Below are 26,595 nucleotides of genomic sequence, written 5' to 3'. Positions count from 1 at the left end.
ATTTGCGTTGCAGTATCAGGGCGGTGATATGGATGATTTGGCTGTTGGTGAGAATTTGTGAGGCAGGTAACACGCTCTGTGCCGCAGCCGGCACAGAGCGAGAAGAGATTAATGCGCTTTTACGGTTTTGGCATTTTTCTGTTTAAACAGATAACCCACGCCGAGGATCACAATCCAGACAGGAATGAGATACACGGAGATCGCCATACCAGGGGTCATCAGCATGATCACCAGCACCGCCGCCATAAAGATCAGGCACACCCAGTTGCCCAGCGGATAGAACAGGGCAGGGAAGCGCGTTTTCACGCCTTGCTGCTGTTTCGCGCGGCGGAACTTGATGTGCGCCAGGCTAATCATCGCCCAGTTGATCACCAGTGCGGACACGACCAGCGCCATCAGCAGACCGAATGCAGATTCCGGTGCCAGATAGTTAATTAGCACGCACAGAGCGGTCACCACTGCGGACACCATAATGGAGTTCACCGGCACGCCGCGTTTATCAACGTTCAGCAGGGCTTTCGGAGCGTTACCCTGCTGTGCCAGGCCGAACAGCATACGGCTGTTGCAGTAGACGCAGCTGTTATACACGGACAGAGCCGCGGTCAGCACCACGATGTTCAGCGCGTTTGCCACGAAGGTATCGCCCAGTTCATGGAAGATCAGGACAAACGGGCTGGTGTCAGCGGTGACGCGCGTCCACGGCAGCAGGGAGAGCAGAACCGCCAGTGAACCCACATAGAAGATCAGAATACGGTAGATAACCTGGTTGGTGGCTTTCGGGATGCTCTGCTCAGGGTTATCAGCTTCTGCGGCGGTAATCCCCACCAGCTCAAGCCCACCGAACGAGAACATAATGATCGCCATCATCATTACCAGCCCGGTCATGCCGTGAGGCAAGAACCCGCCTTGTTCCCACAGGTTGCGTACGGTCGCCTGCGGGCCACCGTTGCCGCTGAACAGCAGCCAGCCGCCGAAGATGATCATCGCCACAACCGCGATCACTTTGATAATCGCGAACCAGAACTCCATCTCACCAAACACTTTGACGTTAGTCAGGTTGATGGCGTTGATGATCACGAAGAAAGCCGCTGCCGATACCCAGGTTGGGATCTCCGGATACCAGAACTGGATGTATTTCCCGACGGCAGTCAGCTCAGCCATGGCAACCAGAACGTACAGGACCCAGTAGTTCCAGCCCGACGCGAAACCGGCAAAGCCGCCCCAGTACTTATAGGCAAAGTGGCTGAAGGAGCCGGCTACCGGCTCTTCAACCACCATTTCACCGAGCTGGCGCATAATAAGGAAGGCGATAAAGCCCGCGATGGCATAGCCCAGAATAATCCCCGGACCTGCCGACTGAATGACGGATGCGCTGCCCAGAAACAGGCCGGTACCGATAGCGCCACCCAACGCGATGAGCTGTATATGGCGGTTTTTAAGGCCGCGCTTTAGCTGATCGCCATGCTGTTGAGCTTCCATTTGAAACCTCGTGTGTGGTTGTTATGTTCACGCTCGGGCGTGTGTAATTATGAAAGTCCATTTTCTGTATTTATTTCTTTACGGTGAAGTTGACCGGAAAAAGCGGAGATGGCTTCCGTTGACGCAAGAATAGTGGTAAGCGCCAGCGAATGCACCTGCTTTATGAAGGGATGTCGATCGCTTGAATAAAAAGAAAGCATTTGTAAATGCGTGCGCGTCGCTCCCTCACCCCATCTATAGAATAAAAATGCTCCATAAGTGGGCGAATTTTCATTATTTACCTTGTTGAATCGCTTCAGATTGCAAATCCCCTCGTTTCAATAAGGTTAAAACTACCTTTTTAGTGGTAACCAGTTCATTTGTGCAAAGTTACATTTCTGAAACGTTATTTCTGTAAGGTTGTTAAAATGTGCAGGGTTTACTGATTTCAATCAAAACCAATATGGACAGAAGGTGAATACTTTGTTACTTTAGCGATACGAACATGAAATTGGTAAGACCAATTTACTCCAGGCAAAAAGGCGTAAGACAGGGAATATGGCCTACAGCAAAATTCGCCAACCAAAACTATCGGATGTGATAGAGCAGCAGCTGGAGTTTTTAATCCTCGAAGGGACTCTGCGCCCCGGTGAAAAACTCCCGCCTGAACGCGAGCTGGCAAAACAGTTCGACGTTTCCCGTCCCTCTCTGCGTGAGGCGATTCAACGTCTCGAAGCGAAGGGCTTGCTGCTTCGTCGTCAGGGCGGTGGAACGTTTGTGCAAAATAGCCTGTGGCAGAGCTTCAGCGATCCGCTGGTCGAGCTTTTGTCTGACCACCCAGAATCCCAGTTTGACCTGCTTGAAACCCGTCACGCGCTTGAAGGTATCGCTGCTTATTACGCGGCCCTGCGCAGCAATGATGAAGATCGCGTGCGTATTCGCGAGCTGCATCAGGCCATTGAACGGGCACAACAGTCAGGCGATCTCGACGCCGAGTCCAATGCCGTCGTCCAGTATCAAATTGCCGTCACCGAAGCAGCGCACAATGTCGTGCTTCTCCACCTGCTTCGCTGTATGGAGCCGATGCTGGCCCAGAATGTTCGACAAAATTTTGAATTGTTGTACGCCCGCCGGGAGATGCTCCCGCTGGTCAGCAATCATCGCACCCGTGTATTCGAGGCGATAATGGCCGGGGAACCGGAGCAGGCGCGTGAAGCGTCGCACCGTCACCTGGCTTTCATTGAGGAAATCTTGCTGGACCGCAGCCGTGAACAGAGTCGTAGAGAACGTTCACTCCGCCGCATACAGCAACGAAAGGATTAAGCGCCAGAGTTTTTTTAGAGCGCGGCAACTAAACGCAGAACCTGTCTTATTGTGTTCTTTGCTGAGAGCACAATGGGACAGGTTCCAGACAAATCAACGTATTAGATAGATAAGGAATACCCCCATGTCAGAACGTCTCCAAAATGACGTGGATCCGATCGAAACTCGCGACTGGCTACAGGCGATCGAATCGGTCATCCGTGAAGAAGGTGTTGAGCGCGCTCAGTATCTGATTGATCAGCTGCTTTCAGAAGCCCGTAAAGGTGGCGTGAAAGTAGCTTCAGGTGCAGGGGCTAGCAACTACGTAAACACGATTGCCGTCGAAGACGAACCGGAATACCCGGGCAATCTGGATCTGGAACGTCGTATCCGTTCTGCAATTCGCTGGAACGCGATCATGACCGTTCTGCGCGCATCCAAGAAAGACCTGGAACTGGGCGGCCACATGGCTTCCTTCCAGTCTTCTGCGACCGTTTATGAAGTGTGCTTTAACCACTTCTTCCGCGCACGCACTGAGAAAGACGGCGGCGACCTGGTTTACTTCCAGGGCCACATCTCTCCGGGCGTTTACGCACGTGCGTTCCTGGAAGGTCGTCTGACTGAAGAGCAGATGAACAACTTCCGTCAGGAAGTTCACGGTAAAGGTCTGTCTTCTTACCCGCACCCTAAACTGATGCCTGAGTTCTGGCAGTTCCCGACCGTTTCTATGGGTCTGGGGCCAATCGGTGCGATTTACCAGGCTAAATTCCTGAAATATCTGGAACACCGTGGCCTGAAAGATACCTCTCAGCAGACCGTTTACGCCTTCCTGGGCGACGGCGAGATGGATGAGCCAGAATCTAAAGGTGCGATCACCATCGCTACCCGTGAGAAACTGGACAACCTGTGCTTCATCATCAACTGTAACCTGCAGCGTCTGGATGGTCCGGTAACCGGCAACGGCAAGATCATCAACGAACTGGAAGGCATCTTCAGCGGTGCTGGCTGGAACGTCGTTAAAGTGATGTGGGGCGGTCGTTGGGATGAGCTGCTGCGTAAAGATACCAGCGGTAAACTGATTCAGCTGATGAACGAAACCGTTGACGGCGACTATCAGACCTTCAAATCCAAAAACGGTGCCTATGTTCGTGAGCACTTCTTCGGTAAATACCCTGAAACCGCAGCGCTGGTTGCAGACTGGTCTGACGATCAGATCTGGGCTCTGAACCGTGGCGGCCACGATCCGAAGAAAGTCTACGCAGCACTGAAAAACGCGCAAGAAACCAAAGGCAAAGCAACAGTTATCCTGGCTCATACCATCAAAGGTTATGGCATGGGTGACACCGCCGAAGGTAAAAACATTGCGCACCAGGTGAAGAAAATGAACATGGACGGCGTGCGTTATATCCGCGACCGCTTCAACGTTCCTGTCACCGACGAGCAGGTTGAAAACCTCTCTTACATCACCTTCCCGGAAGGTTCTGAAGAACACACCTACCTGCACGCACAGCGTCAGAAACTGAACGGCTACCTGCCGTCCCGTCAGGTGAACTTCACTGAGAAACTGGAACTGCCGGTTCTGGAAGACTTCTCCCAGCTGCTGGAAGAGCAGAACAAAGAGATCTCTACCACTATCGCGTTCGTTCGTGCCCTGAACGTGATGCTGAAGAACAAGTCGATCAAAGATCGCCTGGTGCCAATCATCGCCGATGAAGCGCGTACATTCGGTATGGAAGGTCTGTTCCGTCAGATCGGTATTTACAGCCCGAACGGCCAGCAGTACACCCCGCAGGACCGTGAGCAGGTTGCATACTACAAAGAAGACGAGAAAGGCCAGATTCTGCAGGAAGGGATCAACGAGCTGGGCGCAGGCGCATCCTGGCTGGCTGCTGCGACCTCTTACAGCACCAACAACCTGCCGATGATTCCGTTCTACATCTACTACTCCATGTTCGGTTTCCAGCGTATCGGTGACCTGTGCTGGCAGGCTGGCGACCAACAGGCTCGCGGCTTCCTGGTCGGTGGTACTTCCGGTCGTACGACTCTGAACGGTGAAGGTCTGCAGCACGAAGATGGTCACAGCCACATTCAGTCTCTGACTATCCCGAACTGTATCTCTTATGACCCGTCTTACGCGTACGAAGTGGCAGTCATCATGCATGACGGTCTGGTTCGTATGTACGGTGAAGCGCAAGAGAACATTTACTACTACATCACTACGCTGAACGAAAACTACCACATGCCGGCTATGCCAGCAGGTGCCGAGGAAGGTATCCGTAAAGGTATCTACAAACTCGAAACCATCGCGGGTAGCAAAGGTAAAGTTCAGCTGCTGGGCTCCGGTTCTATCCTGCGTCACGTACGTGAAGCAGCGCAGATCCTGGCGAACGACTACGGCGTTGGCTCTGACGTGTACAGCGTAACATCCTTCACTGAACTGGCACGTGATGGCCAGGATTGTGAGCGCTGGAACATGCTGCACCCAATGGAAACGCCACGCGTACCGTACATCGCTCAGGTGATGAACGACGCTCCGGCAGTCGCATCTACTGACTATATGAAACTGTTCGCCGAGCAGGTTCGTACTTATGTACCGGCTGATGATTACCGCGTACTGGGTACCGACGGCTTCGGTCGCTCTGACAGCCGCGAAAACCTGCGTCACCACTTCGAAGTTGACTCTTCTTACGTGGTCGTTGCAGCGCTGGGCGAACTGGCTAAACGTGGCGAAATCGATAAGAAAGTGGTTGCGGAAGCAATCACCAAATTCAACATCGATGCAGATAAAGTTAACCCGCGTCTGGCGTAAGAGGTAAAAGAATAATGGCTATCGAAATCAATGTACCGGACATCGGGGCTGATGAAGTTGAAATCACCGAGATCCTGGTCAAAGTAGGCGACAAAGTTGAAGCTGAACAGTCGCTGATCACCGTAGAAGGCGATAAAGCCTCTATGGAAGTCCCGTCTCCTCAGGCTGGCATCGTTAAAGAGATCAAAGTCTCTGTTGGCGATAAAACCGAGACTGGCAAACTGATCATGATTTTCGATTCCGCCGACGGTGCAGCAGCTGCTGCACCTGCGCAGGAAGAGAAGAAAGAAGCAGCGGCTCCGGCGGCTGCACCAGCGGCTGCGGCTGCAAAAGACGTTAACGTGCCTGACATCGGCGGTGACGAAGTTGAAGTGACTGAGATCATGGTGAAAGTGGGCGACACCGTTGCTGCTGAACAATCCCTGATCACCGTAGAAGGCGACAAAGCCTCTATGGAAGTCCCGGCTCCGTTCGCGGGCGTGGTAAAAGAGATCAAAATCAACACCGGCGACAAAGTGTCTACCGGCTCCCTGATTATGGTCTTCGAAGTGGCGGGTGCTGCACCGGCTGCGGCTCCAGCACAGGCGGCTGCTCCGGCGGCGGCTGCACCAGTAGCGTCTGGCGCGAAAGACGTTAACGTTCCGGATATCGGCGGTGACGAAGTTGAAGTGACTGAAGTGATGGTGAAAGTGGGCGACAAAGTTGCCGCTGAGCAGTCACTGATCACCGTAGAGGGCGACAAAGCCTCTATGGAAGTCCCGGCTCCGTTCGCAGGTACCGTTAAAGAAATCAAAATCAGCACCGGCGATAAAGTGTCTACCGGCTCTCTGATCATGGTCTTCGAAGTGGAAGGCGCTGCGCCTGCTGCGGCTCCGGCTGCTGCGCCAGCACCTGCTGCTGCCGCTCCGGCGCCTGCTGCGAAAGCCGCTGCACCGGCCGCCAAAGCAGAAGGCAAATCTGAGTTTGCTGAGAACGACGCGTACGTTCACGCGACTCCGCTGATTCGTCGCCTGGCGCGCGAATTCGGTGTGAATCTGGCGAAAGTGAAAGGGACGGGCCGTAAAGGTCGTATCCTGCGCGAAGACGTTCAGACTTACGTGAAAGATGCTGTGAAACGCGCTGAAGCAGCACCAGCTGCTGCTGCCGGTGGCGGTATTCCGGGCATGCTGCCATGGCCGAAAGTGGACTTCAGCAAGTTTGGCGAAATCGAAGAAGTGGAACTGGGCCGTATCCAGAAAATCTCTGGTGCTAACCTGAGCCGTAACTGGGTGATGATCCCGCACGTTACTCACTTCGACAAAACCGATATCACCGATCTGGAAGCGTTCCGTAAACAGCAGAACGCCGAAGCCGAGAAACGTAAACTGGACGTGAAATTCACCCCAGTGGTCTTCATCATGAAAGCTGTTGCGGCAGCTCTTGAGCAGATGCCACGTTTCAACAGCTCCCTGTCTGAAGATGCGCAGCGTCTGACGCTGAAGAAATACATCAACATCGGTGTTGCGGTTGATACGCCAAATGGTCTGGTTGTTCCGGTCTTCAAAGACGTGAACAAGAAGAGCATCACTGAGCTGTCCCGTGAACTGACGGTGATCTCCAAGAAAGCGCGTGATGGTAAGCTGACTGCCGGCGAAATGCAGGGCGGTTGCTTCACTATCTCCAGCATCGGCGGCCTGGGTACTACCCACTTCGCGCCGATTGTTAACGCGCCGGAAGTGGCGATCCTCGGTGTGTCCAAGTCCGCGATGGAACCTGTGTGGAATGGTAAAGAGTTTGTGCCGCGTCTGATGATGCCAATCTCTCTCTCCTTCGACCACCGCGTGATCGACGGTGCTGATGGTGCGCGCTTCATTACCATCATCAATAACACCCTGAGCGATATTCGCCGCCTGGTGATGTAATCGCAAAAGCCGGCCAGTCGGCCGGCTTTTTGTCTTGTAATCTCATAAAAATTGTGAGGTTATTGGTAAAGACAAGAATTCATGAGCCGTTTGTTGTTTCAAAATTGTTAACAATTTTGTAAAATACGGGCGGATAGAACGTCCCGGTGGATGAAGGGCGACAAGTACCTGGACCGCCGGAAATCAATAAGAGGTCATGATGAGTACTGAAATCAAAACTCAGGTCGTGGTACTTGGGGCAGGCCCGGCAGGTTACTCTGCTGCCTTCCGTTGCGCTGATTTAGGTCTGGAAACCGTTATCGTAGAACGTTACAACACCCTCGGCGGTGTTTGTCTGAACGTCGGCTGTATCCCTTCTAAAGCACTGCTGCACGTTGCAAAAGTTATCGAAGAAGCCAAAGCACTGGCTGACCACGGTATCGTCTTCGGCGAGCCGAAAACCGATATCGACAAGATTCGTACCTGGAAAGAGAAAGTGATCACTCAGCTGACCGGCGGTCTGGCGGGTATGGCCAAAGGCCGTAAAGTGAAAGTGGTCAACGGTCTGGGTAAATTCACCGGGGCTAACACCCTGGAAGTGGAAGGTGAGAACGGCAAAACCGTGATCAACTTCGACAACGCGATCATCGCGGCGGGCTCCCGTCCGATCGAACTCCCGTTCATTCCGCATGAAGATCCTCGCGTGTGGGATTCCACCGACGCCCTGGAACTGAAAACCGTACCAAAACGCCTGCTGGTTATGGGTGGCGGTATCATCGGTCTGGAAATGGGTACCGTATACCATGCGCTGGGTTCAGAGATTGACGTGGTTGAGATGTTCGACCAGGTTATCCCGGCTGCCGATAAAGATATCGTTAAAGTCTTCACCAAACGCATCAGCAAGAAATTCAACCTGATGCTGGAAACCAAAGTCACTGCCGTTGAAGCAAAAGAAGACGGTATTTACGTTTCCATGGAAGGCAAAAAAGCCCCTGCTGAAGCGCAGCGTTACGACGCCGTACTGGTAGCGATTGGCCGTGTGCCAAACGGTAAAAACCTCGATGCAGGCGCTGCTGGCGTTGAAGTGGACGATCGTGGCTTTATCCGTGTGGACAAACAGCTGCGTACCAACGTGCCGCACATCTTCGCTATCGGCGATATCGTCGGTCAGCCAATGCTGGCGCACAAAGGTGTTCACGAAGGTCACGTTGCCGCTGAAGTTATCGCGGGCATGAAACACTACTTCGACCCGAAAGTCATTCCATCAATCGCATACACCGAGCCGGAAGTTGCCTGGGTCGGTCTGACCGAGAAAGAAGCGAAAGAGAAAGGCATCAGCTACGAAACCGCCACCTTCCCGTGGGCAGCTTCTGGCCGTGCGATCGCTTCCGATTGCGCCGATGGCGTGACCAAACTGATCTTCGACAAAGAGACTCACCGTGTGATCGGTGGTGCGATTGTCGGTACCAACGGCGGCGAGCTGCTGGGTGAGATCGGTCTGGCTATCGAAATGGGCTGTGACGCTGAAGACATCGCGCTGACCATCCACGCGCACCCGACTCTGCACGAGTCCGTGGGCCTGGCTGCAGAAGTGTTTGAAGGTAGCATCACCGACCTGCCAAACGCGAAAGCCAAGAAGAAGTAATCTCTCGAACCGTAAAAAGCCGCTCAACTGAGCGGCTTTTTTTATTTACGGCGTAACGGGCTGCCACTCTTTATCAGGATGATAAGCCGTTATCGCTTTCGCTTTCTTCTGCGATTCATTTCCCAGGTTCGTCTGATACACCTGATCATCACCGTTCACCACAAAACTCATCACGCCAGTCTGCCCGTAGCTGACGGGCCAGGCGATCATCGCAAAGCCGTTGTCTTTATCCGGCAGAATGCGGAAGTGATAGCCGTGATAACCGGTCCCCGGCACCAGCGGACTGAATGCTGGCCCCAGTGGGCTGGGCGCTTCTCCCGGCGCGGCTGGCCAGTATAAACCGTCTTTTTTCCCTTCAGCGCTGATCACTTTTTTCGCATAGCGATGGTTGAGTGCGAAGTAGCTCTTCTGTGCATCCACGTAGGCGTGGAGCGCTTCAATAGCGGCCAGCTCGTTGCGGCCAATCTCCCGTGTCAGGATCTCCTCGGCGGCTTTGTGCATATCAAACTGCCAGCCAGCGTCGCGTTTCACCGCCGGGATGGGCAATTGCCAGTCGCTGTCGCCCACGTTGAGGTGCGCCACATCGCCGTTGATCACCGTGTGATGGCTGACTTTCCAGTCGCGCAGAAAACGGTCGACCGCCTCCGGATCGACGCCCTCCGGCGGCAGAAAATCACGCCAGTCATCGCCGAGCAGGTTTTTCATCTCGGCTTCGTTTTGCCCGCTGATGGCTTTCGCCAGCGCGCTGGTCGCCTCGTCCGGCGTGGCAAAATGCTGCTGTGCGAGGGCGAAGGTTGAGACCATGAACAACATCATCCCACTGAGTAATTTCATTTTCATTTCGATTCCCTTAGCGGTGACGGAATTCACGGTGTTCGCTGCGGCCTGCCGGCATTTGCCGTGGCTGCTGACGATTCTGGTGCTGCGCGGTGAACTGACGGCTTTGCGCCCCGCGCTGTTGCTGCGCCTGCCAGTTGGCTGAGCGGCTGTCGTTGCCGCTTAACGCATTGGCTCGCGGTTGCGTATTTCGCTGGCGGGTTGGCTGTGAGGCCGGTCGATCCTGTCGTTGTGACAGATTCTGATGATTCTCGCGCTGCGCTTTGTTATTCGCTCGCTGGGCGGTGTTCGGTTTACTGGTGTCGTACCCGCGATAGTTATTACGCTGGGAAATCTGTTTTAGCTGATTGTTCGCCGCCTGACGCTGCACCTCTTTGGTTGCCGGGCGCTGGGTTTGTGAAAGGGTTTTCCCGGTCGATTGCTGAACCTGCGCCATCGCCGCCTGACGCTGGCTGTCGCGATTGATCGGTTGGTGCTGAGTGGCGCTCAGACCGGTTGCGCTGTTCGTCGAGTGGAAGCGGTTGTTCAACTGATTATTTGGATACGGAACGCCTTCACGATAGGCCGGATTATGCTGCCAGGTGCGGTTGTTATCCGTCAGGCGCTGTCCGCTGATTTTGTTGAAATTATCCACGTTGATATTGATGTTATTATCACCATTGCGGTTATAGCCGCCGTTGTGGTGATCGTAGTCATCGTGATCATGATGATGATAATCGTCGTCATCGTCCCAGTCGATATTGCTGAAAATCGCGTAAGTCGTGGCGACCCCAAGGCTAAACCCAAGGCCTTTCACCAGGCTATTGGTAAACTGCTCGCCAGGGGAAGGGGGCAGGTAAACCGGCGGATAGCTGGCGCTGGGCCAGGTGCCGTAAACCGTGTTGGGATTGTAGGTCGGGACGTAAACCACCTGCGGATCGGCGGACTCGATTTTAATCACCGTTGGACTGCTCGTCGTGGCAGCGGTCGTTGACGTTGTGCCGGACGCTGTGCTGGCAGCCGGGGCCGCTTTCTTCAAGCTGGTGACCGTTTGCTGTGGCGTGGACTGCAGCGCGCCCGTCTGCTGGGCCAGGAGCCGCAGACGCTGGACGGAGTCCATCACATCTTTCGGCTGAGCCAAAAACGCATCGCCGAGATTCTGTATCCATGGCGGATTTTCCCCCATCAGAGACATCAGCTGAGGGAAGGCCACCAGGGATTTAACGCTGGGGTCCCACGGCTGATTGCTCACCGCCTGAATGGCGGCATCGCCCTGCATTTTAGGGTTATCTTTCGACCACTGCGCGGCCTGAATTACGTTCGCCGGGTAGGTTGAGGCCATCAGGATCTGCGAGAGCAGTGCGTCAGGGTAGAGCGCGATGGGCGCGGTCCACTGATCGATTTGCGCGGCGGTATAGGTCGGGGTGACCACCGGGGCGGGTGTCGGGGAAACAGGCTGAGGTGCGGTGGGCGCCACAGCGGGCGGAGGCGTTGAAACTGTCTCGGGCGCTCGACTTTTCACATACATGACGCCGGATGCGGCTAACAGCCCGGCACTGCACAGCAGGACAAGCAGATGTGGCTTAAAGGGCAACTTCATAGTGTGACTCCAGCGTAAGCAGTGTCGATGGGCGTTCTTGTTGCCGCGAGTATATTCACCCGTATTTTGTGGTTTTGATTAATGTTGGGAAACGGCCCGCTGTATCCGGATAAAGAGTGTGAGCATTTATTACACAAATTATATCCGATGGGGAAAAAGGCGTGAGATATTCAGAAGGCCGCTCTTGCGAGCGGCCAGCAGTAAACCGCTGAAAGGCGGTTTTTTTGTGCCTGAAAAATCCCGCTCTCCGCGCGCTATACCATCCTTAACGATTCAGCAAACTATTTAATGTTGCTTTTTTGTAAACGGATTAACACTGTGCAGAAATCCTGCTATGCTGCCCGACGCGGTATCGGGCATTTACCCTACAAACTGCTGTCTCACAGGAGCGTGAAGAGAACGCCGACCGCATATGACAATGAGAGCGAGGAGAACCGTCGTGCTAGAAGAATACCGTAAGCACGTAGCAGAACGTGCCGCCGAGGGAATTGTACCGAAACCCTTAGATGCAACCCAGATGGCCGGCCTCGTCGAGCTGCTGAAGAATCCGCCTGCGGGCGAAGAAGAATTCCTGTTAGATCTGTTGATCAACCGTGTTCCGCCAGGCGTCGATGAAGCCGCGTATGTGAAAGCCGGATTCCTTGCTGCCGTTGCCAAAGGCGAAGCAACCTCCCCACTGGTTACTCCTGAAAAAGCGATTGAACTGCTCGGCACCATGCAGGGCGGCTACAACATCCATCCGTTAATTGATGCACTGGACAGCGACGCGCTGGCACCGATTGCCGCAAAAGCGCTGGCACAAACGCTGCTGATGTTTGATAACTTCTACGATGTGGAAGAGAAGGCGAAAGCAGGCAACGTCTATGCGAAACAGGTGATGCAATCCTGGGCTGATGCCGAATGGTTCCTGAACCGTCCTCAGCTTGCTGAAAAAATTACCGTTACGGTCTTCAAAGTGACCGGCGAAACCAACACCGATGACCTGTCTCCGGCCCCGGATGCCTGGTCCCGCCCGGATATCCCACTGCACGCCCTGGCGATGCTGAAAAACGCCCGCGAAGGCATTAATCCCGATCAGCCGGGCGTTGTCGGCCCGATCAAACAGATCGAAGAATTAAATAAGAAAGGCTTCCCGCTGGCGTATGTCGGTGACGTGGTCGGTACCGGTTCTTCGCGTAAATCCGCAACCAACTCTGTGCTGTGGTTCATGGGCGATGACATCCCTCATGTCCCGAACAAGCGCGGCGGCGGTCTGTGTCTCGGCGGCAAAATTGCACCTATCTTCTTTAACACCATGGAAGATGCGGGCGCACTGCCGATCGAAGTGGATGTGAGCGACCTGAACATGGGTGACGTGATTGATGTTTATCCATTCAAAGGCGAAGTCCGCAACCATGAAACCGGCGAACTGCTGGCTAGCTTCGAACTGAAAACCGATGTGCTGATCGACGAAGTCCGCGCAGGTGGCCGTATTCCGCTGATCATCGGTCGTGGCCTGACCACCAAAGCGCGTGAAGCGCTGGGCCTGCCGCACAGCGATGTGTTCCGTCAGGCGAAAGACGTGGCGGAGAGCACTCGCGGCTACTCCCTGGCTCAGAAAATGGTTGGCCGCGCGTGCGGCGTGACGGGTGTTCGTCCGGGTGCGTACTGCGAACCTAAAATGACCTCCGTCGGTTCTCAGGACACCACCGGTCCTATGACCCGTGATGAGCTGAAAGACCTGGCGTGTCTGGGCTTCTCGTCCGACCTGGTGATGCAGTCCTTCTGCCACACGGCTGCCTATCCGAAGCCGGTAGACGTGACCACACACCACACGCTGCCAGACTTCATCATGAACCGTGGCGGCGTATCGCTGCGCCCTGGCGATGGCGTTATCCACTCCTGGCTGAACCGCATGCTGCTGCCGGATACCGTGGGTACCGGTGGTGACTCCCACACCCGCTTCCCGATCGGCATCTCCTTCCCGGCAGGCTCTGGCCTGGTGGCGTTTGCTGCCGCAACGGGCGTGATGCCGCTGGACATGCCGGAATCCGTACTGGTGCGCTTCAAAGGCAAAATGCAGCCGGGCATTACCCTGCGCGATCTGGTGCATGCGATCCCGCTGTACGCGATCAAACAGGGCCTGCTGACCGTTGAGAAGAAAGGGAAGAAAAACATCTTCTCAGGCCGCATTCTGGAGATCGAAGGTCTGCCGGATCTGAAAGTTGAGCAGGCGTTTGAGCTGACGGATGCCTCTGCCGAGCGTTCTGCGGCAGGCTGTACCATCAAGCTGAACAAAGAGCCGATCGTTGAGTATCTCAGCTCTAACATCGTGCTGCTGAAGTGGATGATCGCAGAAGGTTACGGCGATCGTCGCACCCTCGAGCGTCGCGTTCAAGGTATGGAAAAATGGCTGGCCGATCCGCAACTGCTCGAAGCCGATGCTGACGCGGAATACGCGGCGGTTATCGACATCGATCTGGCGGATATCAAAGAACCAATCCTGTGCGCACCAAACGATCCTGACGATGCGCGTCTGCTGTCTGACGTGCAGGGCGATAAGATCGACGAAGTGTTCATCGGCTCTTGCATGACCAACATTGGTCACTTCCGCGCTGCCGGTAAGCTGCTGGATACCCACAAAGGCCAGCTGCCAACGCGTCTGTGGGTCGCTCCGCCAACGCGTATGGATGCGGCACAGCTGACGGAAGAGGGCTACTACAGCGTCTTTGGTAAGAGCGGTGCGCGTATCGAAATCCCTGGCTGTTCCCTGTGTATGGGTAACCAGGCGCGTGTGGCTGACGGTGCAACGGTAGTCTCTACCTCGACCCGTAACTTCCCGAACCGTTTAGGGACCGGTGCGAACGTCTATCTGGCCTCTGCGGAGCTGGCGGCTGTTGCGGCGCTGATCGGCAAACTGCCGACGCCGGAAGAGTACCAGACCTTCGTTGCTCAGGTTGATAAGACGGCGGTGGATACCTATCGCTATCTGAACTTCGACAAGCTCTCTCAGTACACCGAGAAAGCCGACGGCGTGATCTTCCAGACCGCCGTGTAAGGTGTTGCCGGGCGGCACTGCGCTGCCCGGCCTGCAAGACAATAAAACCCCGCGTTTTGCCTGCGGGGTTTTTTATTTTCCACTCCTGACACCCGTCCCGCTTTTTATCTCCTCTCTATCTGCGATAATTACGCCAATGGCTCTGCAGAGGAAAACACCATGGATTACGAATTTCTGCGCGATATCACCGGAGTGGTGAAAGTGCGTATGTCGATGGGCCACGAGGTGGTCGGGCATTGGTTTAACGAAGAAGTGAAAGAAAATCTCGCCCTGCTCGACGAAGTCGAAGACGCTGCGCAAACCGTAAAAGGCAGCGAGCGATCCTGGCAGCGCGTCGGACATGAATACACCCTCTGGATGGACGGGGAAGAGGTCATGGTGCGCGCCAATCAGCTTGAGTTTTCAGGCGATGAGATGGAAGAGGGGATGAGCTACTACGACGAAGAGAGCCTGTCGCTGTGCGGCGTGGAGGACTTTTTGCAGGTGGTAGCGGCGTACCGTGATTTCATGAAACAGAAGTAAATCAGCGGAGCTTCCTTGCTCCCCGTGCGCTTTACACGGCCGGAATATTGCGGCCGTAGTAGATTTCGCGCATCTCTTTCCAGAGCAGGTCGGTAATTTCCTTCCGCTCCTCTTCGCTTAAATCTTCTGGCCTGGTGTGGAACATGTAATGCTTCAGGTCGAATTCCTTCAGTAACATCTTGGTGTGGAAGATGTTTTCCTGGTAGACGTTCACATCCATCATGTCATACAGCGCCTTCATGTCCTCGGACATAAAGTTCTGAATCGAATTGATCTCATGATCGATAAAATGCTTCATGCCGTTGATATCACGGGTGAAACCGCGCACGCGATAGTCCACGGTCACAATATCGGATTCCAGCTGGTGGATGAGATAGTTCAGCGCATTCAGCGGTGAAATCACTCCACAGGTGGAGACCTCGATGTCAGCGCGGAAGGTACACAGCCCGCCTTCCGGGTGGCTTTCGGGATAGGTGTGCACGCAGATATGGCTCTTATCGAGATGGGCGACCACCGCTTCGGGCAGCGGGCCAGGGTGCTCGGTGGGATCGATAAGCTGCGGGTCGATCGGCTCTTCGCTCACGAGGATCGTGACGCTGGCACCCTGCGGTTCATAGTCCTGACGCGCAATGTTCAGGATATTGGCCCCGATGATGGAGCAGGTTTCTGACAGGATCTCGGTCAGGCGGTTGGCATTGTAGAGTTCATCGATATAGGCGATATAACCATCGCGCTCCTCCGCTGTTTTCACGTAGCAGATATCGTAAATACAAAAACTCAGGCTTTTGGTCAGGTTGTTAAAGCCATGCAGTTTCAGCTTTTTCAATTTAGTTCACCCCCTTAGAGGACAGCGCGTCTTGCAGATATTGTGGCAGGGCAAAGGCCGCCGTGTGGACTGCCGGATTATAGTAACGGCATTTCAGGCCTGCCTGATGGAAGCGTGCCTGGATTATCTCGGTCGACAGATGGCGTAGCGCCCCGTTATCCGTCGCCCAGGCAAAGGTCATGATGCCGCCGTAGTAGGTTGGGATCGCCGCCTGATAGAAGCTGACGTCACCAAAATAGGTGCTCAGCTTGCGATGGCTGTCGAGGGCTTCGTCCTGCTGCAGGAAACAGACGCCGTTCTGCGCCACGAAAATCCCGCCAGGGTTCAGGCAGCGTTTGCAGCCTTCGTAGAAGGACGAGGTGAAGAGCGTCGCGCCCGGCCCGATGGGATCGGTGCAGTCGGAAATGATCACATCGAAGGTCTGGCTTGTCTGATTTACAAAATTAACGCCGTCGTCGATCACCAGCGTAAAACGCGGATCGTCGTAGCTGCCAGCATTGTGATTTGGCAGGTACTGGCGACAGAAAGAGACCACGCCGGCGTCGATCTCGACCATCGTAATGCTCTCGACGGTTTTATGGCGGGAGACTTCGCGCAGCATTGCGCCGTCGCCGCCGCCGATGATCAGCACGTGTTTCGCGTGCCCGTGCGCCAGCAGCGGCACATGGGTCATCATTTCGTGATAGATAAACTCATCGCGCTCGGTGGTTTGCACCACGCCGTCCAGCGCCATGACGCGCCCGAAGGCAGCGTTCTCGAAAATGATCAGATCCTGATGATCGGTCTTCTCATGATAAAGCACGTTATCAACGGCAAAGTACTGACCAAACTGGTCATGCAGCGTTTCATGCCACAAGGTGTTAGCGGTCACAGGCTGATACCTCCTTTGTTAACATCCATTACACCCACGCAAAATGGGCGCAACATCATAGCCAACAACGACCGCGCATGCACGGCCATCATTGCAACAAAGGGGCGTCGGGAAGGGTTACTTCACGTAGGCGAGCAGGCTCAGCGAATCGCGGGCCAGCGCTTTGCATTTTTTCGCGACAGGAATGCCAATGCCGCTTAAATCGCGGTAACTGTCTTCACCGAGCGCCTTCATGTCAAAGCTATCGTAGTTGCTGAGATCCCATTGATTTTGCTGGGCAAAAAAAACCAGTGCACGACGAATCTGCCCGTTGGGTAAATTCTGGTATCCACAATCGTTTTTCAGGAAAACAAAAACTGCCGTCAGATCGGCCATATCTTCCGCTTCGTTTTCACTCAGCGCATAACTGTTCGCACTCATCGCCACCAGGCTGGCGAACAAAATTGTCCTGAAAAACGTCTTCATTGCTTTTACCACTGCGTCACGGAAATTAAACGTTAGCATACTTGATACCAGCGCGACGACCTTTATTATTGCCGCTTTACTTGACCTTCTCCCAAGGGGAGGGTTTAAGCTCAAAATATCGCCTGCACGGAAAAAAGGAATGAACATGCAACGTCGTGATTTTTTGAAATATTCAGCCGTACTGGGGGCTGCCAGCGCGTTACCTTTATGGAGCCGCGCCGCATTCGCCGCCGACAGACCCACCCTCCCCATCCCTGATTTACTGACTGCCGACGCCCGCAGTCGCATCCAGTTAATCGTTCAGTCGGGAAAATCGACCTTTGGCGCGCATCAGGCCACCACATGGGGATATAACGGTAATTTGCTCGGTCCGGCGCTTCAGCTGTCCCGGGGCAAACCGGTGACGGTGAATATTCATAATACCCTTGCGGAAGAGACGACGTTGCACTGGCATGGCCTGGAGGTTCCCGGCGAGGTCGACGGTGGCCCGCAGGGGGTGATCAAAGCGGGCGGTGAGCGCACGGTGACCTTTACCCCGGACCAGCACGCAGCGACCTGCTGGTTCCATCCCCATCAGCATGGCAAAACCGGGCATCAGGTGGCGATGGGGCTGGCGGGACTGGTGCTGATTGAAGACGACGAAAGCCGGATGCTGCGTCTGCCAAAACAGTGGGGCATCGACGATGTGCCGGTGATCGTACAGGACAAGAAATTTACCGCTGAGGGGCAGATCGACTATCAGCTCGACGTGATGAGCGCCGCCGTCGGCTGGTTTGGCGATACGCTCCTGACCAACGGGGCGATTTATCCGCAGCATTCAGCGCCACGAGGCTGGCTGCGCCTGCGCTTGCTCAACGGCTGTAACGCGCGCTCCCTCAACTTTGCCACCAGCGACCAGCGTCCAATGTACGTGGTGGCGAGCGACGGCGGGCTGCTGGCTGAGCCGGTGAAAGTCAGCGAACTGCCGATGCTGATGGGCGAGCGTTTTGAAGTGCTGGTGGATATCAGCGACGGGAAACCGTTTGACCTCATTACCCTCCCGGTGAGTCAGATGGGGATGGCCGTTGCGCCGTTCGATAAGCCGCATCCGGTGCTGCGCATACAGCCGCTGCGGGTGACGGCCTCCGGTACGCTGCCGGATACGCTGGCGGCCATGCCTGCGCTGCCGTCCCTCGACGGATTAACCCAGCGTAAACTCCAGCTGTCGATGGACCCCATGCTCGACATGATGGGCATGCAGGCATTGATGAACAAATATGGCGATCAGGCGATGGCGGGCATGCACCACGGCCAGTCGATGGGGCATTTGAATATGGACCACGGCAAGATGGGCAACATGGGCCATATGAATCACGGCGGCGGGAAAGGGTTTGATTTCCATAACGCCAACCGTATCAACGGCCAGGCCTTTGATATGAACACCCCGATGTTTGCGGCCAGCAAGGGCCAGTACGAACGCTGGGTGATTTCAGGCGAGGGCGACATGATGCTGCATCCGTTCCACATTCACGGCACGCAGTTCCGCATTATCTCCGAGAACGGCAAAGCACCGGCGGCACATCGAACGGGCTGGAAAGATACGGTGCGGGTAGAGGGCGGAGTCAGCGAAGTGCTGGTGAAGTTTGAGCATGACGCGCCGAAGGAGTTTGCCTATATGGCCCACTGCCATCTGCTGGAACATGAAGATACGGGGATGATGCTAGGATTTACGGTGTAAAAAAGCCGGGCGGCGTTTCGCCTTACCCGGCCAGAGTTCTAAAAACGGCAACCCGAAGGTTGCCGTTTTGCATTTCACTCACATCTACTTCACATCATCCGGCAACGCATACGCGACGATATAGTCGCCCATCTTCGTGCCAAATGACCCGTGACCGCCCGCGGAGATGACAACGTACTGCTTGCCATTCGCTTCGTAGGTCATCGGTGTGGCCTGTCCACCGGCCGGCAGACGGCCTTGCCACAGTTTCTCACCGTTAGTCATGTTGTACGCACGCAGGTAGTTATCTGCGGTTGCCGCAATGAACAGAACGTTACCGGCAGTAGAGATCGGGCCGCCGAGCATCGGCATACCCATATTGAACGGAACAGGAACCGGCATCGGGAACGGCATGCTGTCCTGTGGCGTACCAATACGTTTTTTCCATACCACCTGGTTCGTTTTCAGATCCAGCGCGGAGATATAACCCCAGGCAGGCTGTTTACACGGCAGGCCAAACGGAGAGAGGAACGGGTTCAGCGTAACGCCATACGGCACGCCGTACTGCGGCTGAATACCGGCTTCAGTGCCGCTGCCTTTCGCGTCTTTCGGCTGCTCCATCGGGTTACCAGGACCGCGTGGGATCAGCTTCGAGACAAACGGCAGCGCCATCGGGTTGGCAATCGCCACCTGACGGTTTGGATCGACCGAGATACCGCCCCATTCGAACATCCCCAGGTTACCCGGGAAGACCAGCGTGCCCTGCTCAGACGGCGGGGTGAAGATGCCTTCATAGCGCAGCTGATGGAACATCACGCGGCACACCAGCTGATCGAACATCGTGGCGCCCCACATGTCCGCGCCGGTCAGATCTTTCTTCGGACGGAAGCTCAGGTCAGAGAACGGCTGCGTTTTCGAAACGTAGTCGCCTTTCGCTGCGCCCTGCGGTACCGGTTTTTCCGGAGCCGGAACCACCAGTTTGCCGTTAGAACGGTCGAGCACGAAGATGTTGCCGGTTTTCGCTGGCGCGTAGATGACCGGAACAGTTTTTCCGTTGACGGTAATGTCGGCCAGCGTTGGCTGGGACGGCATATCCATATCCCACAGATCGTGGTGAACGGTTTGATAGCTCCAGGCCAGTTTCCCGGTCGTTGCGTTCAGCGCCACGATGGCACTGGCGTAACGCTCCTGCTCTGGCGTGCGGTTCCCGCCCCAGATATCCGGCGTGGTCACGCCCATCGGCAGATAGACCAGATCCAGCTTCGCGTCATACGCTGCCGGTGCCCAGGAGTTCGGTGAGTTAAAGGTAAAGGTGTGTTCATCCGACGGGATGGCGTTAGGATCTTTCGCGCCCGGATCGAAGGCCCACAGCAGTTTGCCGGTGTTCACGTCGAAACCACGAATCACTCCAGAGGTTTCACGGGTAGAGAAGTTATCCGTGACAGAACCGGCAATGACGATGGTTTTATCGGTGATGATCGGCGGTGACGTCGGCTCGTACAGGCCCGGCGTGGTATCCGGCATGTTGGTCTGCAGGTTGAGGATACCTTTGTTGGCAAAGGTTTCGCACAGCTTGCCGGTTTCGGCGTTGATCGCAAACAGACGGCCATCGTTCACCGGCAGCATGATACGGCGAGGACAGTCAGCTACCACGTCCGGGCTGGCGTTGTCCGCGCGCGCTTCGTGGTAAGAGACGCCACGACAGGTCACGTGCTGGAAGGAGGTGTTGGTGTTCAGCTGCGGATCAAAGTGCCATTTTTCCTTACCGGTCGACGCATCCAGCGCGAACAGACGCTGGTGAGCGGTACACAGGTACAGCATGTCGCCCACTTTGATCGGGGTGACTTCGTTGGTCAGCTCACCCGGATCGTTCGGCTGCTTCAGATCGCCGGTACGGAACGTCCAGGCTTCTTTCAGGTTTTTCACGTTATCGGCGTTGATTTGCTTCAGCGGCGAGTAACGTTGTCCTTCCTGATTGCGCCCATACGCTGGCCAGTCGCCGTCAGCCACCTGAGAAATGGCGGCGGCAGGCGTGGAATCGGCACTCAGAGTACCTTTCACTTCCTGCGGATCGTTAAATCCGGCCCAGGTCAGAATGCCACCGGTGATGAGCAACGCCACGACCAGTGCCGCAACCGCACCGCTGGACGGCACCAGCAGGCGACGCCAGACGAAGGGCAAGATCAGCCAGATACCAAAGAAGACGAGAATGTCGCTACGCGGCGTGAGCGCCCAGAAATCGAAGCCGACCTCCCAGACACCCCAGACCATCGTTGCGAGCAGAAGTGCTGCGTAAAGCCACAGCGCGGAACGTTTACGCCGCAAAAGCAGGACGGTCACAGCAATCATGACCAGGCCCGCAATCGGGTAGTACCAGGAGCCGCCAAGCGCGACCAGCCATACGCCACCGATTAACAGATACAGCGCGCAGAATGCGGCAAAAGCGGCTGTTAACGTTACCAGTAGACGCGGCTGTTGAGATTTTATTTCAGCCATAGAAAAGTACTCTGTAGTTTGTTAATTATTTGATAGCAATTAATTATAGGTATTAACAAGTGTGATCGGAATCACAAAATGAGCTTTTTGTAACTCATGCGCCAGGCGAATCCATTTGCTGGTATACTGCCGTACTTGTGAATCATTGCCGGACGTATCTGCATCCGCAGTGATAGATTGGTTTTAAATCATACGGTTAGTAATATGAAACATAGTGTTGAAGTGATGATCCCGGAAGCGGAGATCAAAGCGCGTATCGCCGAACTGGGTCGTCAAATCACCGAACGTTATCAGGACAGCGGCAGCGATATGGTGCTGGTGGGTCTGCTGCGCGGCTCATTCATGTTCATGGCAGACCTGTGCCGTGAAGTTCAGGTGTCCCATGAAGTGGATTTCATGACCGCGTCCAGCTACGGCAGCGGTATGTCGACCACCCGTGACGTGAAAATCCTGAAAGATCTGGATGAAGATATTCGCGGCAAGGATGTGTTAATCGTAGAGGATATTATCGACTCCGGTAACACGCTCTCTAAAGTGCGCGAGATCCTGAGCCTGCGCGGCCCGAAATCCCTGGCGATCTGCACTCTGCTGGATAAACCGACTCGCCGTGAAGTTGACGTCCCGGTTGAATTTGTTGGTTTCTCGATTCCGGATGAGTTCGTGGTGGGTTACGGCATCGATTACGCACAGCGTTATCGCCATCTGCCGTATGTCGGGAAAGTGGTACTGCTGGACGAGTAATCTCAGCGGTCTAGCCCGGAAGCGTTGTGCTGACCGGGCCTGTAAAGCGTGAACGGCACATCTCAAGGCCGGGTAAGGCGAAGCCGCCGCCCGGCTTTTTTGCAGGTTATTTGTGGTTAACGTGCTTGAGCTTCAGGTTGGCAATCCCGGAGCGGTAGCGCTGCTCCAGGGTTTCGCGGTTGGTGGCAGTCACTTCCAGATTGCGCAGCAATCCATCATGGATACCGTACGCCCAGCCGTGAACGGAGACTTTCTGCCCGCGCTTCCATGCTGACTGCATGATGGTGGAGTGGCCAAGGTTATAGACCTGCTCCATCACGTTAAGCTCGCACAGGGTGTCGAGGCGACGCTCCTGCGGCATTTCGCCCAGCAGTGAGCTATGTTTGAACCAGATATCGCGAATATGCAGCAGCCAGTTGTCGATCAGCCCCAGCTCCGGGTTTTCGACCGCCGCCTGCACACCACCGCAGCCGTAATGGCCGCAGATAATAATGTGCTCAACTTCCAGCACATCAACCGCGTACTGCACGACGGAAAGACAATTGAGATCGGTGTGAATGACCAGGTTTGCGACGTTACGGTGAACGAACAGTTCACCCGAATCAAGGCCTGTCAGGCGTTCCGCCGGGACGCGGCTGTCAGAGCATCCAATCCATAAAAAACGTGGATTCTGCGCCTTCGCCAGCTTCTCAAAAAATCCCGGGTCCTCTTCTACCAGCATTTTTGACCATAGTGCATTGTTGCTGATGAGTGTATCTATGTCATTCATAGAGGTTAACGACCTGTAACCGAGTAATAGCGTTGCGCTAATATAGGGTAACTCGACTTTTATTGAAACCACACAACGTGTGTCAGAACTATAGGTAAGTTTAATTCATGACTATCGCACTTGAGCTTAAGCAGCTTAAAAAAGTCTATCCGGGCGGCGTTCAGGCGCTGCGCGGAATTGATTTGCAGGTCGAAGCGGGGGATTTCTACGCCCTGCTGGGGCCGAATGGCGCGGGGAAATCCACGACCATCGGCATCATCAGCTCGCTGGTGAACAAGTCTTCGGGCAGCGTCGCGGTGTTTGGCTATGATCTCGAAAAAGATGTGGTCAACGCCAAACGTCAGCTGGGGCTGGTGCCGCAGGAATTTAACTTCAACCCGTTTGAAACCGTGCAGCAAATTGTGGTCAATCAGGCGGGTTACTACGGCGTAGAACGTCAGGACGCCATCGAGCGCAGCGAAAAGTACCTCAAACAGCTCGATCTGTGGGAAAAACGCGGCGAACGTGCGCGCATGCTCTCCGGCGGGATGAAGCGCCGTCTGATGATCGCCCGCGCCCTGATGCACGAGCCAAAACTGCTGATCCTTGATGAGCCAACGGCGGGCGTGGATATCGAACTGCGCCGCTCGATGTGGGGTTTCCTGAAGGATTTGAACGACAAAGGCACCACCATCATTCTGACCACCCACTACCTCGAAGAAGCTGAAATGCTGTGCCGCAATATCGGCATCATTCAGCGCGGCGAGCTGGTGGAAAACACCTCGATGAAGAACCTGCTGTCCAAGCTGAAGTCCGAAACCTTTATCCTCGATCTGGCGGCCAAAAGCCCGCTGCCGAAGCTGGAGGGCTATCAGTATCGTCTGGTGGACACGTCGACGCTTGAAGTGGAAGTCCTGCGCGAGCAGGGCATTAACAGCGTCTTTGCGCAGCTGAGCGCGCAGGGCATTCAGGTATTGAGTATGCGTAACAAAGCTAACCGACTGGAAGAACTGTTTGTCTCGCTGGTCCAGGATAAACAAGGAGAGCAGGCATGATGCATCTTTACTGGGTGGCGCTAAAAAGTATCTGGGCCAAAGAGATTAACCGCTTTATGCGCATTTGGGTGCAAACCCTGGTGCCGCCGGTGATCACCATGACGCTCTATTTCATCATCTTCGGGAATCTGATTGGCTCCCGTATCGGTGAAATGCATGGCTTTACCTATATGCAGTTTATCGTGCCGGGCCTGATCATGATGGCGGTGATCACCAACGCCTATGCCAACGTGGCGTCGTCGTTTTTCAGCGCGAAGTTCCAGCGTAACATTGAAGAGCTGCTGGTGGCCCCGGTGCCAACGCACGTCATCATCGCCGGTTATGTGGGCGGCGGCGTAGCGCGCGGGCTGGCGGTAGGGATTCTGGTGACGGCTATTTCGCTGTTCTTTGTCCCGTTCCAGGTGCATTCATGGATGTTCGTGGCGCTGACCCTGCTGATGACCGCGATTCTGTTCTCGCTGGCTGGCCTGTTGAACGCAGTGTTTGCGACCACTTTCGATGACATCAGCCTGATCCCGACCTTTGTCCTGACGCCGCTGACCTATCTCGGTGGGGTGTTCTACTCCCTGACGCTGCTGCCACCGTTCTGGCAGGCGCTGTCGCACCTGAACCCGATTGTCTACATGATCAGCGGATTCCGCTTTGGCTTCCTCGGCATAACTGACGTGCCGCTGTTTACCACCGTCATCGTCCTCGCCGTCTTCATCATCGCTTTCTATATTCTGTGCTGGTATCTGATCCAGCGCGGACGCGGATTGCGCAGCTAAGCCGCATCCCCGGCAGCACTCTGTCTGCCGGGGCATTTTCTTTGATAGTTATCACCATAAATTAATCTTCACTCCGCTAAACTACTTTCCCCTAAAGGAGAGACGCTATGTTGGGTTGGGTGATTACCTGTCATGATGACGATGCCCAGGCAATGCTCGATCGCCTGGAAAAAAAATTGGGTCCGCTGCCTCAGTGCCGGGCGGTGAACTACTGGCGCGGGCTGAGCACCAACATGCTGAGCCGTATGATGTGCGATGCGCTGCATGAGACGGATACCGGTGAAGGCGTCATTTTTATGACCGACAAATCGGGCGCCGCGCCGTATCGCGCCGCCGCGTTGTTGAGTCACAAGCATGAAAACTGTGAAGTGATTTCCGGGATTAACTACGCGTTGCTGGAGATGATGTACCCGCTGCGCGAAACGCTGAGCAGCGCGGAGTTCCGCGATACGCTGGTCGGGCAGGAGATCCCCGGCGTCAGCAGCCTCTGGCATCAGCAGCAGAAAAACCCGCCTTTTGTCCTGCTCCACGATCTGTATAAGAATTAAACATTGGTATTGATGTCGCTTTTGCTACAATGGCGACTGATTTTTAGTGTCGATAATAATCCCATGTTTATACGCGTTTTTTCCCTTCTTTTGCTGCTGGTCTCCGGCGGCGTCTCTGCCAGTTTATTAAGCCAACAGGGCTTACCCGCTCAATATATGCAAACCACTGAAGATGCAGCGATCTGGGCGCAGGTGGGCAACGAGGTTGTTAACGTCGGCAATGTGCGCGCGGGGCAGATTCTTGCAGTCGTTCCTACGGCGGCAGACTACTACGAATTTCGCTTCGGCTTTGGCACCGGGTTTATCGACAAAGGCCATCTGGAAAAGGTGCAGGGGAAACAGCGCGTACAGGACAGTCTGGGCGATCTCAACAAGCCGCTCAGTAACCAGAATCTGATCACCTGGAAAGACACCCCGGTGTATAACGCACCCAACAGCGGCAGCGCCCCGTTTGGTACGCTGAGTTCAAACCTGCGCTATCCCATTCTCAGCAAGCTGAAAGACAGACTTAACCAGACCTGGTTTCAAATCCGCATGGGCAACCGTCTGGCGTGGATCAGCAGCCTGGATGCGCAGGAAGACAGCGGCATTCCGGTGATCACCTATCACCATATTTTGCGCGACGAAGAGAACACCCGCTTCCGTCACACCTCCACGACCACCAGCGTGCGCGCCTTTAACAACCAGATGACCTGGCTGCGCGATCAGGGTTACACCACGCTGACGCTCTATCAGCTGGAAGGCTACGTGCGCAATAAAATGAACCTGCCCGCCCGCGCGGTGGTGATTACCTTTGACGATGGTCTGAAGTCGGTCAACCGCTACGCGTGGCCGATTCTGAAGCAGTATGGCTTTAAGGCGACGGCGTTTATCATCTCGTCGCGAATCAAAGGCCATCCGCAGAAGTGGGACCCGAAATCGCTGCAATTTATGAGCGTGTCGGAGCTGAAAGAGATTCAGGATGTGTTTGATATCCAGTCGCACACCCACTTCCTGCACCGCGTCGATGGCAATAAACATCCTATTTTGCTGAGCCGCAGCTACCACGTCATTCTGTTTGATTTTGAACGCTCGCGGCGCTCGCTGGCACAGTTCAACCCACGTGTGCTCTATCTCTCGTATCCGTTCGGCGGTTACGATGACAAAGCGGTGAAAGCGGCGAACGACGCCGGTTTTCATCTGGCGGTGACGACGGTAAAAGGGAAGGTGAAACCGGGAGATAATCCGTTCTTACTGAAACGCCTGTATATCTTAAGAACGGATTCGCTGGAGACAATGTCGCGGCTGATCAGCAATCAGCCGCAGGGGTAACA

The 26,595-nt window shown here is 55.0% G+C and carries 20 protein-coding genes; 12 read left to right on the top strand and 8 right to left on the bottom strand.

Features of this window, described 5'->3' with window-relative positions:
* Nucleotides 1-108 precede the first annotated feature (108 nt).
* The gene (gene aroP / locus OVA10_RS20765; protein WP_102104609.1) at nucleotides 109-1,479 is read right to left on the bottom strand and encodes an aromatic amino acid transporter AroP; all 1,371 of its coding nucleotides are present in this window, start codon (nucleotides 1,477-1,479) and stop codon (nucleotides 109-111) included.
* A 537-nt stretch (nucleotides 1,480-2,016) separates the two neighbouring features.
* Between aroP and pdhR the strand changes: the two genes are divergently transcribed.
* The 4 genes from pdhR (at nucleotide 2,017) to lpdA (ending at nucleotide 9,094) form a co-directional block, all read left to right on the top strand.
* The gene (gene pdhR, locus OVA10_RS20760; protein ID WP_100777602.1) at nucleotides 2,017-2,781 is read left to right on the top strand and encodes a pyruvate dehydrogenase complex transcriptional repressor PdhR; all 765 of its coding nucleotides are present in this window, start codon (nucleotides 2,017-2,019) and stop codon (nucleotides 2,779-2,781) included.
* Between the two features lie 124 nt (nucleotides 2,782-2,905).
* Nucleotides 2,906-5,569 carry a pyruvate dehydrogenase (acetyl-transferring), homodimeric type gene (gene aceE, locus OVA10_RS20755; protein WP_100777601.1) on the top strand — a complete coding sequence of 888 codons (2,664 nt, stop codon included), beginning with the start codon at nucleotides 2,906-2,908 and terminating at the stop codon, nucleotides 5,567-5,569.
* Nucleotides 5,570-5,583: 14 nt separating this feature from the next.
* Nucleotides 5,584-7,470, top strand: a complete 1,887-nt coding sequence (gene aceF / locus OVA10_RS20750; protein ID WP_268196717.1) for a pyruvate dehydrogenase complex dihydrolipoyllysine-residue acetyltransferase — start codon at nucleotides 5,584-5,586, stop codon at nucleotides 7,468-7,470.
* A 199-nt stretch (nucleotides 7,471-7,669) separates the two neighbouring features.
* A complete protein-coding gene (gene lpdA, locus OVA10_RS20745; protein ID WP_100777599.1) occupies nucleotides 7,670-9,094 on the top strand; it encodes a dihydrolipoyl dehydrogenase in 1,425 nt (474 codons plus the stop codon).
* A 45-nt stretch (nucleotides 9,095-9,139) separates the two neighbouring features.
* On the opposite strand, the gene OVA10_RS20740 is transcribed toward lpdA, so the two are convergent.
* Nucleotides 9,140-9,934, bottom strand: coding sequence for a DUF2950 family protein (locus OVA10_RS20740; protein ID WP_123429478.1), 795 nt, complete (start codon nucleotides 9,932-9,934; stop codon nucleotides 9,140-9,142).
* Between the two features lie 10 nt (nucleotides 9,935-9,944).
* Nucleotides 9,945-11,510, bottom strand: a complete 1,566-nt coding sequence (locus OVA10_RS20735) for a DUF3300 domain-containing protein (protein ID WP_268196716.1) — start codon at nucleotides 11,508-11,510, stop codon at nucleotides 9,945-9,947.
* A gap of 439 nt (nucleotides 11,511-11,949) precedes the next feature.
* On the opposite strand from OVA10_RS20735, the gene acnB reads away from it, so the two are divergent.
* Nucleotides 11,950-14,547 carry a bifunctional aconitate hydratase 2/2-methylisocitrate dehydratase gene (gene acnB / locus OVA10_RS20730; protein WP_100777596.1) on the top strand — a complete coding sequence of 866 codons (2,598 nt, stop codon included), beginning with the start codon at nucleotides 11,950-11,952 and terminating at the stop codon, nucleotides 14,545-14,547.
* Nucleotides 14,548-14,706: 159 nt separating this feature from the next.
* Nucleotides 14,707-15,069 carry a protein YacL gene (gene yacL / locus OVA10_RS20725; protein WP_100777595.1) on the top strand — a complete coding sequence of 121 codons (363 nt, stop codon included), beginning with the start codon at nucleotides 14,707-14,709 and terminating at the stop codon, nucleotides 15,067-15,069.
* Nucleotides 15,070-15,100: 31 nt separating this feature from the next.
* Here yacL and speD read toward each other — a convergent pair whose 3' ends face one another.
* The 3 genes from speD to OVA10_RS20710 form a co-directional block, all read right to left on the bottom strand.
* On the bottom strand, nucleotides 15,101-15,895 hold the full coding sequence (speD, locus tag OVA10_RS20720) for an adenosylmethionine decarboxylase (protein ID WP_100777594.1): 795 nt from the start codon (nucleotides 15,893-15,895) through the stop codon (nucleotides 15,101-15,103).
* A 1-nt stretch (nucleotide 15,896) separates the two neighbouring features.
* Nucleotides 15,897-16,766, bottom strand: coding sequence for a polyamine aminopropyltransferase (gene speE / locus OVA10_RS20715; protein WP_268196715.1), 870 nt, complete (start codon nucleotides 16,764-16,766; stop codon nucleotides 15,897-15,899).
* Nucleotides 16,767-16,883: 117 nt separating this feature from the next.
* Nucleotides 16,884-17,231 (bottom strand): YacC family pilotin-like protein, encoded by a 348-nt coding sequence (locus OVA10_RS20710; RefSeq protein WP_100780766.1) that lies wholly within the window; start codon nucleotides 17,229-17,231, stop codon nucleotides 16,884-16,886.
* A gap of 145 nt (nucleotides 17,232-17,376) precedes the next feature.
* Here OVA10_RS20710 and cueO point away from each other — a divergent pair, with 145 nt between their 5' ends.
* Nucleotides 17,377-18,948 carry a multicopper oxidase CueO gene (gene cueO, locus OVA10_RS20705; protein ID WP_268196714.1) on the top strand — a complete coding sequence of 524 codons (1,572 nt, stop codon included), beginning with the start codon at nucleotides 17,377-17,379 and terminating at the stop codon, nucleotides 18,946-18,948.
* 84 nt (nucleotides 18,949-19,032) lie between these two features.
* Here cueO and OVA10_RS20700 read toward each other — a convergent pair whose 3' ends face one another.
* Nucleotides 19,033-21,423: a glucose/quinate/shikimate family membrane-bound PQQ-dependent dehydrogenase gene (locus tag OVA10_RS20700; protein WP_102104615.1), complete on the bottom strand. Its 2,391-nt coding sequence runs from the start codon at nucleotides 21,421-21,423 to the stop codon at nucleotides 19,033-19,035.
* Nucleotides 21,424-21,627: 204 nt separating this feature from the next.
* On the opposite strand from OVA10_RS20700, the gene hpt reads away from it, so the two are divergent.
* Complete coding sequence (hpt, locus tag OVA10_RS20695; RefSeq protein WP_100777590.1) at nucleotides 21,628-22,164, top strand: hypoxanthine phosphoribosyltransferase; 537 nt, start codon at nucleotides 21,628-21,630, stop codon at nucleotides 22,162-22,164.
* A gap of 106 nt (nucleotides 22,165-22,270) precedes the next feature.
* Here hpt and can read toward each other — a convergent pair whose 3' ends face one another.
* Nucleotides 22,271-22,933 (bottom strand): carbonate dehydratase, encoded by a 663-nt coding sequence (gene can / locus OVA10_RS20690; protein ID WP_095280808.1) that lies wholly within the window; start codon nucleotides 22,931-22,933, stop codon nucleotides 22,271-22,273.
* Nucleotides 22,934-23,040: 107 nt separating this feature from the next.
* On the opposite strand from can, the gene OVA10_RS20685 reads away from it, so the two are divergent.
* From OVA10_RS20685 to OVA10_RS20670, 4 genes are all read left to right on the top strand, one after another.
* Nucleotides 23,041-23,967: an ABC transporter ATP-binding protein gene (locus OVA10_RS20685; protein ID WP_100777589.1), complete on the top strand. Its 927-nt coding sequence runs from the start codon at nucleotides 23,041-23,043 to the stop codon at nucleotides 23,965-23,967.
* The gene (locus OVA10_RS20680; RefSeq protein ID WP_100777588.1) at nucleotides 23,964-24,734 is read left to right on the top strand and encodes an ABC transporter permease; all 771 of its coding nucleotides are present in this window, start codon (nucleotides 23,964-23,966) and stop codon (nucleotides 24,732-24,734) included. Before OVA10_RS20685 ends, OVA10_RS20680 begins: the two co-directional genes overlap by 4 nt.
* Before the next feature lie 107 nt (nucleotides 24,735-24,841).
* A complete protein-coding gene (locus OVA10_RS20675; RefSeq protein ID WP_102104616.1) occupies nucleotides 24,842-25,282 on the top strand; it encodes a PTS sugar transporter subunit IIA in 441 nt (146 codons plus the stop codon).
* A gap of 63 nt (nucleotides 25,283-25,345) precedes the next feature.
* Nucleotides 25,346-26,593 carry a polysaccharide deacetylase family protein gene (locus OVA10_RS20670; protein WP_100777586.1) on the top strand — a complete coding sequence of 416 codons (1,248 nt, stop codon included), beginning with the start codon at nucleotides 25,346-25,348 and terminating at the stop codon, nucleotides 26,591-26,593.
* The last annotated feature ends 2 nt before the right edge of the window (nucleotides 26,594-26,595 follow it).

It is taken from the genome of Lelliottia sp. SL45 (assembly GCF_026672535.1).
Taxonomy (GTDB): domain Bacteria; phylum Pseudomonadota; class Gammaproteobacteria; order Enterobacterales; family Enterobacteriaceae; genus Enterobacter; species Enterobacter nimipressuralis.
Note: the sequence above shows the minus strand (reverse complement) of the source record. Positions and strands in the feature narration are given on the sequence as shown.